At 44.6% G+C, this 12,561-nt stretch carries 12 protein-coding genes; all 12 read left to right on the forward strand.

All coding sequences use genetic code 11. The annotated features are described in order from the left end of the window. Window positions 1–61 precede the first annotated feature (61 nt). The 12 genes from rpoC to rplV all read left to right on the forward strand — a co-directional run bounded on the left by rpoC (window position 62) and on the right by rplV (window position 12,557). Complete coding sequence (gene rpoC / locus SFRI_RS00765) at window positions 62–4,288, forward strand: DNA-directed RNA polymerase subunit beta' (protein WP_011635634.1); 4,227 nt, start codon at window positions 62–64, stop codon at window positions 4,286–4,288. A 177-nt stretch (window positions 4,289–4,465) separates the two neighbouring features. Next, window positions 4,466–4,840 carry a 30S ribosomal protein S12 gene (gene rpsL, locus SFRI_RS00770; RefSeq protein WP_011635635.1) on the forward strand — a complete coding sequence of 125 codons (375 nt, stop codon included), beginning with the start codon at window positions 4,466–4,468 and terminating at the stop codon, window positions 4,838–4,840. A gap of 82 nt (window positions 4,841–4,922) precedes the next feature. Next, window positions 4,923–5,393, forward strand: coding sequence for a 30S ribosomal protein S7 (gene rpsG, locus SFRI_RS00775; protein WP_011635636.1), 471 nt, complete (start codon window positions 4,923–4,925; stop codon window positions 5,391–5,393). Between the two features lie 78 nt (window positions 5,394–5,471). Continuing rightward, window positions 5,472–7,568 (forward strand): elongation factor G, encoded by a 2,097-nt coding sequence (gene fusA, locus SFRI_RS00780; protein WP_011635637.1) that lies wholly within the window; start codon window positions 5,472–5,474, stop codon window positions 7,566–7,568. A gap of 69 nt (window positions 7,569–7,637) precedes the next feature. Continuing rightward, window positions 7,638–8,822, forward strand: a complete 1,185-nt coding sequence (tuf, locus tag SFRI_RS00785) for an elongation factor Tu (RefSeq protein ID WP_011635638.1) — start codon at window positions 7,638–7,640, stop codon at window positions 8,820–8,822. 353 nt (window positions 8,823–9,175) lie between these two features. Continuing rightward, window positions 9,176–9,487 carry a 30S ribosomal protein S10 gene (rpsJ, locus tag SFRI_RS00790; RefSeq protein ID WP_011635639.1) on the forward strand — a complete coding sequence of 104 codons (312 nt, stop codon included), beginning with the start codon at window positions 9,176–9,178 and terminating at the stop codon, window positions 9,485–9,487. A 27-nt stretch (window positions 9,488–9,514) separates the two neighbouring features. Next, window positions 9,515–10,153 (forward strand): 50S ribosomal protein L3, encoded by a 639-nt coding sequence (rplC, locus tag SFRI_RS00795; RefSeq protein WP_011635640.1) that lies wholly within the window; start codon window positions 9,515–9,517, stop codon window positions 10,151–10,153. Window positions 10,154–10,170: 17 nt separating this feature from the next. Continuing rightward, window positions 10,171–10,776 carry a 50S ribosomal protein L4 gene (gene rplD, locus SFRI_RS00800; RefSeq protein ID WP_011635641.1) on the forward strand — a complete coding sequence of 202 codons (606 nt, stop codon included), beginning with the start codon at window positions 10,171–10,173 and terminating at the stop codon, window positions 10,774–10,776. Beyond that, complete coding sequence (rplW, locus tag SFRI_RS00805) at window positions 10,773–11,075, forward strand: 50S ribosomal protein L23 (protein WP_011635642.1); 303 nt, start codon at window positions 10,773–10,775, stop codon at window positions 11,073–11,075. The genes rplD and rplW overlap by 4 nt, the downstream gene beginning before the upstream one ends. A gap of 16 nt (window positions 11,076–11,091) precedes the next feature. Then, window positions 11,092–11,916: a 50S ribosomal protein L2 gene (rplB, locus tag SFRI_RS00810; RefSeq protein ID WP_011635643.1), complete on the forward strand. Its 825-nt coding sequence runs from the start codon at window positions 11,092–11,094 to the stop codon at window positions 11,914–11,916. A gap of 14 nt (window positions 11,917–11,930) precedes the next feature. Continuing rightward, a complete protein-coding gene (gene rpsS / locus SFRI_RS00815) occupies window positions 11,931–12,209 on the forward strand; it encodes a 30S ribosomal protein S19 (RefSeq protein WP_006083596.1) in 279 nt (92 codons plus the stop codon). Window positions 12,210–12,224: 15 nt separating this feature from the next. Then, complete coding sequence (gene rplV, locus SFRI_RS00820) at window positions 12,225–12,557, forward strand: 50S ribosomal protein L22 (protein WP_011635644.1); 333 nt, start codon at window positions 12,225–12,227, stop codon at window positions 12,555–12,557. Window positions 12,558–12,561 lie beyond the last annotated feature (4 nt).

Below are 12,561 nucleotides of genomic sequence, written 5' to 3' on the forward strand. Positions count from 1 at the left end.
TGGTAACCAAGGGTGCTTTGCATAAGCAAAGCACCTGGTTTAACTCCTTCAGGAGAGAAACGTGAAAGACTTATTAAAGTTTCTTAAACAGCAAAGTAAGACTGAAGAATTTAACGGTATAAAAATTGGTTTGGCCTCGCCAGATCTAATCCGTTCTTGGTCTTTTGGTGAAGTAAAGAAGCCAGAAACCATTAACTACCGTACATTCAAGCCTGAACGTGAAGGTTTGTTCTGTGCGCGTATCTTTGGTCCAGTTAAAGATTACGAATGTTTGTGTGGTAAATACAAGCGTTTGAAGCATCGTGGTGTTATTTGTGAAAAGTGTGGCGTAGAAGTTACCCAGACTAAAGTGCGTCGTGAACGCATGGGTCACATTGATCTGGCTAGCCCAGTTGCCCACATTTGGTTCTTAAAATCACTTCCGTCACGTATTGGCTTAATGCTAGATATGACGTTGCGTGATATTGAACGCGTACTGTATTTCGAATCATTTGTTGTGATCGAGCCTGGCATGACCACGCTTGAGCGCGGCCAAATGCTAACCGAAGAAACGTATCTTGATGCGTTAGAAGAATACGGTGACGAGTTTGAAGCTAAAATGGGTGCTGAAGCAGTTCTTGAATTGCTACGAGCTATCAACTTAGCTGAACAGATCGAGCAAATGCGCGAAGAGTTGCCTTCAATTAACTCTGAAACCCGTCGCAAGAAGGTCACTAAGCGCCTTAAGCTGATGGAAGCATTCTTCACATCTGGCAACAAGCCAGAGTGGATGATCTTAAAAGTATTACCGGTTCTTCCACCTGATCTACGTCCATTAGTGCCGTTAGATGGTGGTCGTTTCGCGACATCTGATCTTAATGATCTATACCGTCGTGTGATTAACCGTAACAACCGCTTAAAGCGTCTGTTAGATTTAGCTGCGCCTGACATTATCGTACGTAACGAAAAACGTATGTTACAAGAGTCAGTTGATGCGCTATTAGATAACGGTCGTCGCGGTCGTGCTATTACGGGTTCTAACAAGCGTCCGCTTAAATCTCTTGCTGATATGATCAAGGGTAAGCAAGGTCGTTTCCGTCAGAACTTACTTGGTAAGCGTGTTGACTATTCAGGTCGTTCGGTAATTACCGTAGGTCCTACTTTACGTCTGCATCAGTGTGGTCTTCCTAAGAAGATGGCACTTGAGCTATTCAAGCCATTTATTTACGGCAAGCTAGAAGCCCGTGGTTTAGCGACTACGATTAAAGCTGCTAAGAAAATGGTTGAACGCGAACAGGCTGAAGTATGGGATGTGTTAGACGAAGTAATTCGTGAACATCCAGTAATGCTTAACCGTGCACCAACACTTCACAGACTAGGTATTCAAGCATTTGAACCTGTTCTGATTGAAGGTAAAGCAATTCAATTGCATCCGTTAGTTTGTGCGGCATACAACGCCGACTTCGACGGTGACCAAATGGCGGTTCACGTTCCATTAACGCTTGAAGCTCAGTTAGAAGCTCGTGCGCTAATGATGTCAACCAACAACATTTTGTCACCTGCTAACGGTGAGCCTGTAATTACTCCGTCTCAGGACGTTGTATTAGGTTTGTACTACACCAGCCGTGAATGTATTAACGGTCGCGGTGAAGGTATGGCGTTCGCTGATGTGTCAGAAGTAGAAAAAGCTTACGCTACTGGTGTTGCTGAACTACATGCTCGCGTTAAAGTACGGATTACCGAAACGAACATCGCAGATGATGGCGAAAGAACTAAATCAACTCGTATCATTGATACCACAGTTGGTCGTGCTCTTTTATCATTAATTTTGCCTGAAGGCTTATCGTATGATTTGGTTAACCAAAACATGGGTAAGAAACAGATTTCTAAACTGTTGAACACTTGTTATCGTCAACTAGGTCTTAAAGATACAGTTATCTTTGCTGACCAATTGATGTATACCGGTTTCCGTTTTGCAACCATTTCTGGTGCCTCTGTTGGTATCGATGACATGGTTATTCCAGACGAGAAATACACCTTAGTAGCTGACGCTGAAGCTGAAGTGCTTGAAATTCAAGAGCAGTTCCAATCAGGTCTTGTTACTGCCGGTGAGCGTTACAACAAAGTCATCGATATCTGGGCAAGTGCGAACGAAAAAGTTTCAAAAGCGATGATGGAAAACCTGTCAACTGAGACAGTGATTAACCGTGATGGCGTACCTGAGCAACAAGCTTCGTTTAACAGCATCTATATGATGGCTGACTCGGGCGCTCGTGGTAGTGCTGCACAGATCCGTCAGTTAGCGGGTATGCGTGGTTTGATGGCTAAGCCAGATGGCTCAATCATCGAAACCCCAATTACGGCTAACTTCCGTGAAGGTCTAAACGTACTTCAGTACTTTATTTCTACTCACGGTGCGCGTAAAGGTCTTGCCGATACAGCATTGAAGACAGCTAACTCGGGTTACTTGACTCGTCGTTTAGTAGACGTTGCACAAGACTTAGTCGTTATCGAAGATGACTGTGGTGTTGAGCATGGTCTTACAATGAAACCGCTTATTGAAGGTGGTGATGTTGTTGAGCCATTGCGTGAACGTGTTCTAGGTCGTGTAGTTGCTCTTGACGTAATGAAGCCAGGTACTAATGAAGTGCTTGCTCCACGCAACACACTTCTTGATGAAGCATGGTGTAATACGTTAGAAGAACACAGCATTGATGAAGTGATTGTACGTTCTGTAATTACCTGTGACACAGACTTCGGTGTGTGTGCAGCGTGTTATGGTCGTGACTTGGCTCGTGGTCATATTATTAACCACGGTGAAGCTATTGGTGTTGTTGCAGCTCAGTCAATTGGTGAACCTGGTACACAGTTAACCATGCGTACCTTCCACATTGGTGGTGCGGCATCTCGAGCTTCTGCAGAAAACAACGTTCAAGTTAAGAATGCGGGTTCTCTGAAGTTACACAATGCTAAGCATGTTTCTAACATCGACGGTAAGCTCGTTATCGTATCTCGTTCTTCTGAGTTAGCTATCATCGATGAGCTAGGTCGTGAGAAAGAGCGTTATAAAGTGCCTTACGGTACAGTATTAGAGAAATTGGAAGACAGTGAAGTTGCAGCTGGCGAAATCATCGCTAACTGGGATCCACATACTCACCCAATTATTTCTGAAGTTGCTGGTAGCGTGAAGTTCGTTGACATGATTGATGGTGTCACTATGACACGTCAAACAGATGAGTTAACGGGCCTATCTTCTGTCGTTGTGCTCGATGTTGGTGCGCGTACTTCAGCCGGTAAAGAATTGCGTCCAGCAATTCGCTTAGTTGATGCTGATGGTAATGACTTAATGATCCCTGGTACTGAAGTACCAGCTCAATACTTCTTACCGGGTAACGCGATTGTATCGAAAGATGATAACGCGAAAATCAACGTTGGTGATCCATTAGCACGTATTCCACAAGAATCGTCTAAAACTCGCGACATCACCGGTGGTCTTCCACGTGTTGCTGACTTATTCGAAGCGCGTAAACCAAAAGAGCCTGCAATTCTTGCAGAAATCTCTGGTACGATCTCGTTCGGTAAGGAAACGAAGGGTAAACGTCGTCTAGTGATCACTCCAGCTGATGGCAGTGAACATTATGAAGAAATGATCCCTAAGTGGCGTAACTTGAACGTGTTCGAAGGTGAAAAAGTCGAACGTGGTGAAGTTATTGCAGACGGTCCAGAAGCGGCTCATGACATCTTGCGTCTTCGTGGTATCCACAACGTAGCAAACTACATTGTGAACGAAGTACAGGACGTTTACCGTCTACAGGGCGTTAAGATCAACGATAAGCACATCGAAGTTATCATTCGTCAAATGTTACGTAAGTGTTTAATCACTTCAACAGGCGACACTGAGTTCTTAGAAGGTGAGCAAGCAGAAGTATCACGCGTGAAGATTGCTAACCGTGAGTTAATCGCTCAAGGTAAAACACCCGCAACGTTTGAACGTGAATTACTCGGTATTACCAAAGCTTCTTTGGCAACTGAATCATTCATCTCTGCAGCATCGTTCCAGGAGACCACTCGTGTGTTAACTGAAGCGGCCGTTGGCGGTAAGAGCGATCCATTACGTGGTTTGAAAGAAAACGTAATCGTAGGTCGTTTGATCCCAGCAGGTACAGGTTATGCTTATCACAAAACCCGTAACGAAGAACGTGCTAAAATATTAAGCTCTCGTGGCAAAGTGGAAACTACTACAGTAACCGCAAGCGAAGCTGAAAAGAACCTAGCAGATCTACTAAATCTGGCTGGTAGCCAAGATTAAGTTAGTAATTTGTTAAAAAAAGGCGCCAATGGCGCCTTTTTTATTGGAATTTGCACGAAAAGTTGTCTATTTCTTGACAGGCAGCCATTACCTTTCTAAAATTCCGCGTCCCACCATTGTGGGATATAGATTTTTCACACCTAATTGTTGAGTTTAAATCAACTGTCGGAGCTATACATGGCAACTGTTAACCAGTTGGTACGTAAGCCACGCACGCCAAAAGTCGAAAAGACTAATGTGCCTGCGTTGAACGCGTGCCCACAAAAACGTGGTGTTTGTACTCGTGTGTACACTACAACACCTAAAAAACCTAACTCTGCACTACGTAAAGTAGCTCGTGTGCGTCTAACTAACGGTTTCGAAGTAACTTCGTATATCGGTGGTGAAGGCCATAACTTGCAAGAGCACAGTGTAATTCTAATCCGTGGTGGTCGTGTTAAAGACTTACCTGGTGTGCGTTACCACACTGTTCGTGGCGCATTAGACTGTGCTGGCGTGACTTCACGTCGCCAAGGCCGTTCTAAGTACGGTGCTAAGCGTCCTAAGTCTTAACGTATCCCGTTTAAGTAAGGCCAAGCTAGTATTTATTTGACATTCCAGTTTTGGAAATACCTGAAGCATACGGAGAATTAATATGCCAAGACGTCGCGTTGTAGGACAACGTAAAATCCTACCAGATCCAAAGTTTCACAGTGAGTTGTTGGCTAAGTTCATCAACGTCATTATGCAGGACGGCAAAAAGTCGACTGCAGAAAAAATTATCTACAAGGCACTAGATGTTGTCGCTGAAAAGAAAAGCGAAAATCATTTAAGTATCCTTGAGGCAGCCCTTGATAACGTTCGCCCATCAGTCGAAGTTAAATCTCGTCGTGTTGGTGGTTCTACTTATCAAGTACCATGTGAAGTTCGTCCTGTGCGTCGTAACGCACTAGCGATGCGCTGGTTAGTTGAAGCTGCTCGCAAGCGTGGTGAAAAATCTATGGCTCTACGTCTAGCAGGTGAAATGCTAGATGCGTCTGAAAACAAAGGTACTGCGGTTAAGAAGCGTGAAGACGTGCATCGCATGGCTGAAGCTAACAAAGCCTTTGCCCATTACCGTTGGTAATATGATGGAGCGGACTTCGGTCCGCTCCATATTGTTGATATTGCTAAAGCCAAAAGCTTTAGCTGAGAGGGTATAATAGTGGCTCGTACAACCCCAATTGAGCGTTATCGTAATATCGGTATTGTAGCTCATGTGGATGCAGGTAAAACTACCACAACAGAACGTGTTCTGTTCTATACCGGTATGTCTCATAAAATCGGTGAGGTGCATGACGGCGCCGCCACGACAGATTGGATGGTACAAGAGCAAGAGCGTGGTATTACTATCACCTCAGCCGCTGTAACCACATTTTGGCGCGGAATGGAGGCTCAGTTCGCTGAACACCGAATTAATATCATCGATACCCCAGGTCACGTAGACTTCACTATTGAAGTCGAGCGTTCATTACGCGTACTCGATGGCGCTGTAGTAGTCTTCTGCGGCTCGTCTGGCGTTGAACCACAATCTGAAACCGTATGGCGTCAAGCTGACAAATACCACGTTCCGCGTTTGGTGTTTGTTAATAAGATGGACCGTGCAGGTGCAGATTTTGACCGTGTAATAAATCAAATTCGTAACCGCCTTGGTGCGACTTGTGTGCCAATTCAATTGAATATTGGTGCAGAAGAAAACTTCAAGGGTGTTATTGATTTAATTAAGATGAAAGCCATTAACTGGTCTGAAACCGATCAGGGTATGACTTTCACTTATGAAGACATTCCTGCAAATCTAGCAGCAAAAGCTGCAGAAATGCATGAGTATCTCGTGGAAGCAGCAGCTGAAGCCTCTGATGAACTGATGAATAAGTACCTTGAAGAAGGTGAGTTATCAGAAGTCGAGATCAAAACAGCGTTGCGTCAGCGCACAATTAACAATGAGATCGTGTTAGCCACTTGCGGTTCTGCATTTAAGAACAAAGGTGTGCAAGCGGTACTCGATGCGGTAGTTGACTTCTTACCCGCTCCTATTGATGTTCCTGCAATTACAGGCATCGATGAAAGCGAAAATGAAGTAAAACGCCCACCAGATGACAATGCCCCTTTTGCGGCTTTAGCATTTAAAATTGCGACTGATCCATTTGTTGGTACACTGACCTTTATCCGCGTGTATTCAGGTGTACTTGAATCAGGTGCTGGTGTTTATAATTCTGTTAAACAGAAACGTGAACGAGTAGGTCGAATTGTGCAAATGCACGCAAATGACCGAACAGAACTGAAAGAAGTACGTGCTGGCGATATTGCAGCTGCTATCGGTCTTAAAGATGTAACAACCGGTGATACTCTTTGCGATAATAATCACAGAGTGATTCTTGAGCGCATGGATTTCCCTGAACCCGTAATTACCATAGCCGTTGAGCCACGTTCAAAAGCAGACCAAGATAAAATGGGAATTGCGCTGCAAAAATTAGCAGCAGAAGATCCATCATTCAAAGTTGAGACTGATGAAGAGTCGGCACAAACACTAATATCTGGTATGGGCGAATTGCATCTAGACATTATCGTTGACCGTATGCGTCGCGAATTTGGTGTAGAGTGTAACGTAGGTAAACCTCAGGTTGCTTACCGTGAAACAATTCGTTCTAAAGTAGAAGTGGAAGGTAAATTCGTACGTCAATCTGGCGGACGTGGCCAATTTGGTCATGTTTGGTTAAGAATTGAACCACTCGAAGAGGGTGCGGGCTACGAATTTGTTAACGAGATTGTAGGTGGTGTAGTTCCTCGTGAATTCATTCCTGCCGTTGACAAAGGTATTCAAGAACAGATGAAGAATGGCGTATTAGCCGGCTATCCTGTACTTGATGTGAGAGTCAGTTTGTTTGATGGTTCATATCATGATGTGGACTCGAACGAAATGGCGTTCAAAATTGCAGGTTCTATGGGCTTCAAAAAGGGTGCGCTAGAAGCTACCCCTGTGTTGCTCGAACCTTGTATGAAAGTAGAAGTAACTACACCTGAAGATTATATGGGCGATGTTGTGGGTGATTTAAACCGCCGTCGTGGCATAATTGAAGGTATGGACGATGGCATCGCAGGTGTTAAACTTGTCCATGCAGTAGTGCCTCTATCTGAAATGTTTGGTTATGCGACTGATTTGCGCTCTGCATCTCAGGGTCGTGCTTCATACTCTATGGAGTTTTTGAAGTACACTGATGCACCGCAAAACATTGCAAAAGCGATTATAGAATCTCGTAACTAATATTGGTTACGGCATCAATGTTATATTGCTCGAATTAATCGAGCACTTCTGAAAAGAAAGGAATATATCGTGGCAAAAGCTAAATTTGAACGTATTAAGCCTCACGTAAACGTGGGCACCATTGGTCACGTTGACCATGGTAAAACAACTTTAACAGCAGCAATCTCTGCCGTTTTGTCTAAAACTTATGGTGGTGAAGTTAAAAACTTCGCTCAAATCGATAACGCTCCAGAAGAGCGTGAGCGCGGTATTACCATTAATACTTCTCACATCGAATATGACACACCAATCCGTCACTACGCACACGTAGATTGTCCAGGTCACGCGGATTATGTTAAAAACATGATTACCGGTGCTGCACAGATGGACGGCGCAATCTTAGTAGTTGCTGCTACAGATGGCCCAATGCCACAGACTCGTGAGCACATCCTGCTTTCTCGTCAAGTAGGCGTACCTTTCATCATCGTATTCATGAACAAGTGTGACATGGTAGATGACGAAGAATTACTAGAATTAGTAGAAATGGAAGTGCGTGAGCTTCTTTCAGAATACGACTTCCCAGGTGATGATTTACCAGTAATTCAAGGTTCAGCTCTTAAGGCACTAGAAGGCCAGCCAGAGTGGGAAGCTAAAATTCTTGAGCTTGCAGAAGCCCTAGATACTTATATTCCAGAACCAGCTCGTGACATCGATAAGCCATTCCTACTACCAATCGAAGACGTATTCTCGATTTCAGGTCGTGGTACAGTGGTAACAGGTCGTGTTGAACGTGGTATCGTTCGCGTATCAGACGAAGTTGAAATTGTTGGTGTTCGTCCAACAACTAAAACAACTTGTACTGGTGTAGAAATGTTCCGCAAGCTACTTGACGAAGGTCGTGCTGGCGAAAACTGTGGTGTGTTATTACGTGGTACTAAGCGTGATGACGTTGAACGTGGTCAAGTACTAGCTAAGCCTGGTTCAATTAACCCACACACAACTTTCGAATCAGAAGTTTACGTGTTGTCAAAAGAAGAAGGCGGACGTCATACTCCATTCTTCAAAGGCTACCGTCCACAATTCTTCTTCCGTACAACAGACGTAACAGGCACAATTGAGTTACCAGAAGGCGTAGAAATGGTTATGCCTGGTGATAACATCAAGATGGTCGTTACTCTGATTTACCCAATCGCGATGGACGACGGTTTACGTTTCGCTATCCGTGAAGGTGGCCGTACAGTTGGTGCAGGTGTTGTAGCTAAAATTATCGCGTAATAGCGACTTTAGTGAACACTAAAAAAGGAAGCCTAGGCTTCCTTTTTTTATTTCTAAAAAGTAACAATCATTAGTAGCATTAACATATAAAATGTGTAAAATGCGCGGCAGTTGATTGTAAGAAGACTTTTAGAAGACTATTTACACAATGGGCTTGATCTTAGAAAGAAGATCTGTATAATTGCCCACTCGCTGACTAGTCAGCGTAAATTATAATGTTTAACCAAGTAGGTTACTCATTTTCACAGCGACTCCGATTGGGAGTCGAACGGTTAAATCATCTCGCTCTGCTTTTCCATTAGGAAGAAGCTAGAGGGTGATTTTTTATATGTCCATTTTAGGAGCTCTGGTCAATGCAGAACCAAAGAATCCGTATCCGCTTGAAAGGCTTTGATCATCGTTTAATTGATCAGTCTACAGCGGAAATCGTTGAAACTGCTAAGCGTACAGGCGCGCAGGTACGTGGTCCTATTCCACTACCAACACGCAAAGAGCGTTATACCGTTTTGATCTCTCCGCACGTTAATAAAGATGCTCGTGATCAGTACGAAATTCGTACCCACAAGCGTTTAGTTGACATCGTAGAGCCAACAGAAAAGACTGTAGACGCATTAATGCGTTTAGATCTTGCGGCTGGTGTCGACGTTCAGATTAGCTTAGGTTAATTGAGATCCTTAGAAGAGGTTTGAGAGATGGCTATCGGTCTTATTGGTCGTAAAGTGGGTATGACTCGCATCTTCACTGAAGATGGTACGTCAATCCCTGTAACAGTAATCGAGATTGCAGGCAACCGTGTTACTCAAGTGAAAACTTTAGAAACTGACGGTTATCGTGCACTTCAAGTGACTACTGGTACCAAAAAAGCCAATCGCATCACTAAAGCAGAAGCAGGTCACTTTGCCAAGGGCGGCGTAGAAGCCGGTCGTGGTTTGTGGGAAATGCGTTTAGCAGATGGTGAAGGCGAAGGCATTGAAGTTGGTGCTGAAATTAATGTTGATATTTTCGCTGATACAGTGAAAGTTGATGTTACTGGTCAATCAAAAGGTAAAGGTTTCCAAGGCGGCGTTAAGCGTTGGAACTTCCGTACTCAAGATATGACTCACGGTAACTCTTTGGCACACCGTTCGAATGGTTCTATCGGTCAGAACCAAACGCCTGGTCGTGTATTCAAAGGCAAGAAAATGTCAGGCCATATGGGTGCTGAGCAAGTAACAACTCAAAATCTACACGTAGTACGTGTTGATGCAGAGCGTAACTTGTTATTAGTACGCGGCGCAGTTCCAGGCGCTACCAATGGTGACTTGATTATCAAGCCAGCAGTTAAAGCTTAAGGTCTGAGGAGATAGTAATGGAATTGGTATTGAAAGACGCCCAGAGCGCTCTTGAAGTTTCCGAAACTACCTTCGGCCGTGACTTTAACGAGGCATTGGTTCATCAGGTAGTTGTAGCATATGCTGCAAACGCGCGTCAGGGCACTCGTGCTCAAAAGACTCGTGCGGAAGTAACTGGCTCAGGCAAAAAGCCTTGGCGCCAGAAAGGCACAGGCCGCGCTCGTGCCGGTAGTGTTAAAGGCCCAATCTGGCGTGGCGGTGGCGTAACATTCGCTGCTAAAACACAAGATCACAGCCAAAAAGTTAACAAGAAGATGTACCGTGGTGCTCTAAAGAGCATATTCTCTGAATTGGTACGTCAAGAACGTCTAGTTGTTGTTGAATCGTTTGGTGTTGAAGCTCCTAAAACTAAAGAGCTGAAAGCTAAATTAAAAGCAATGAACTTAGAAGATGTTCTAATTGTTACAGCTGAAGTTGATGAGAATTTATTCTTAGCAGCTCGCAACTTATACAAAGTTGACGTGCGTGACGTAGCGGGTCTTGACCCAGTTAGTCTAATTGCGTTCAACACTGTTCTTGTTACTGCTGATGCAGTGAAGCAAATCGAGGAGATGCTAGCATGATCCGCGAAGAACGTTTGCTAAAAGTTATTCTTGGTCCACATATCTCTGAAAAGAGTACTGTGCTTGCTGAGAAAAACAACACTGTAGTTTTCCGCGTAGCCATCGATGCAACTAAAGCAGAGATTAAAGCTGCAGTAGCGAAGCTATTTGAAGTTGAAGTTGATTCTGTTCGCACTTTAGTTAATAAAGGCAAAACCAAGCGTACCGGTGGCCGTGTAGGTCGTCGTATCGATTGGAAAAAAGCTTATGTTACTTTAGCTGCTGGTGCTGAAATCGATTTCGTCGGCGGCGCTGAATAAGCAAAGGAGAATTATCATGGCAGTTATTAAGTGTAAGCCAACCTCTCCAGGTCGTCGCCACGTAGTTAAAGTGGTGAATACGGACCTGCATAAGGGTAAACCTTTTGCTGGCCTGTTGGCGAAAAAAACTAAAAGTGGTGGCCGTAATAATACTGGCCGTATCACTGTACGCCACGTAGGTGGTGGACATAAGCAGCACTATCGTATTGTTGACTTCAAACGCAACAAAGATGGTATCCCTGCGAAAGTTGAACGTCTTGAATACGATCCAAACCGTACAGCGCACATCGCGCTAGTACTGTATGCAGATGGTGAGCGTCGTTATATTCTTGCTGCAAAAGGCATGAAAGCTGGCGACCCAATCCAATCTGGCTTGGATGCAGAAATCAAGACTGGTAACGCTAGACCGTTACGCAACATTCCAGTAGGTAGTGTTGTACACGCTGTCGAAATGAAGCCTGGTAAAGGCGCTCAAATCGCACGTTCAGCTGGTGCTTATGTACAAGTTGTTGCTCGTGATGGTGCTTATGCAACTCTACGTCTTCGCTCTGGCGAAATGCGTAAAGTTCCAGTAGATTGCCGCGCGACATTTGGTGAAGTTGGTAATGCCGAGCACATGCTACGCCAGTTAGGCAAAGCAGGTGCTAAGCGCTGGAGAGGCGTACGCCCTACAGTTCGAGGTGTTGCAATGAACCCAGTAGACCATCCACATGGTGGTGGTGAAGGCCGTACTTCTGGTGGACGTCATCCAGTGAGTCCATGGGGTGTGCCGACTAAGGGTTATAAAACTCGTAGCAACAAGCGCACTGATAAGTACATCGTACGTCGTCGTAATAAATAGTAAGAGGATTCGCCATGCCACGTTCTCTCAAGAAAGGTCCCTTCATTGACCTGCACTTGCTGAAGAAGGTAGAGAAAGCGATGGAAGCGGGAGACAAAAAGCCAATTAAGACTTGGTCTCGTCGCTCAATGATCATCCCTAATATGATTGGGTTGACCATCGCTGTCCATAATGGTCGTCAGCACGTACCTGTGTTCGTAACTGACGAAATGATCGGCCACAAGCTTGGTGAATTTTCACCAACTCGCACTTATCGCGGCCATGCTGCAGATAAGAAAGCGAAGAAGCGTTAATACGGGAGGAATAAGATGGAAGTTTTAGCTAAACATCGTTTTGCTCGTACGTCTGCGCAGAAGGCCCGTCTAGTTGCTGATCAAATTCGCGGATTGCCTGTTTCTAAGGCACTCGAGATTTTGACATTCAGCCCCAAGAAAGCCGCCGTACTAGTAAAAAAAGTACTTGACTCAGCTATCGCAAACGCCGAACACAACGAAGGTGCTGACATTGATGAGCTTAAAGTTGGAGCCGTCTTCGTAGATGAAGGCCCAACAATGAAGCGTATCATGCCACGTGCTAAAGGCCGCGCTGATCGTATCATGAAGCGTACCAGTCACATTACTGTGGTTGTAGCAGATCGCTAGGAGA

The sequence above is a fragment of the Shewanella frigidimarina NCIMB 400 genome (assembly GCF_000014705.1).
Classification (GTDB): domain Bacteria; phylum Pseudomonadota; class Gammaproteobacteria; order Enterobacterales; family Shewanellaceae; genus Shewanella; species Shewanella frigidimarina.

Bases quoted from the DNA above. Each gene is read 5' to 3' on its own strand.
- rpsS (WP_006083596.1), top strand. From the start codon at position 11,931: ATGCCACGTTCTCTCAAGAAAGGTCCCTTCATTGACCTGCACTTGCTG.
- rplB (WP_011635643.1), top strand. From the start codon at position 11,092: ATGGCAGTTATTAAGTGTAAGCCAACCTCTCCAGGTCGTCGCCACGTA.
- rpsG (WP_011635636.1), top strand. From the start codon at position 4,923: ATGCCAAGACGTCGCGTTGTAGGACAACGTAAAATCCTACCAGATCCA.
- rpsJ (WP_011635639.1), top strand. From the start codon at position 9,176: ATGCAGAACCAAAGAATCCGTATCCGCTTGAAAGGCTTTGATCATCGT.
- rplD (WP_011635641.1), top strand. From the start codon at position 10,171: ATGGAATTGGTATTGAAAGACGCCCAGAGCGCTCTTGAAGTTTCCGAA.
- rplC (WP_011635640.1), top strand. From the start codon at position 9,515: ATGGCTATCGGTCTTATTGGTCGTAAAGTGGGTATGACTCGCATCTTC.
- rplW (WP_011635642.1), top strand. From the start codon at position 10,773: ATGATCCGCGAAGAACGTTTGCTAAAAGTTATTCTTGGTCCACATATC.
- rpsL (WP_011635635.1), top strand. From the start codon at position 4,466: ATGGCAACTGTTAACCAGTTGGTACGTAAGCCACGCACGCCAAAAGTC.
- rplV (WP_011635644.1), top strand. From the start codon at position 12,225: ATGGAAGTTTTAGCTAAACATCGTTTTGCTCGTACGTCTGCGCAGAAG.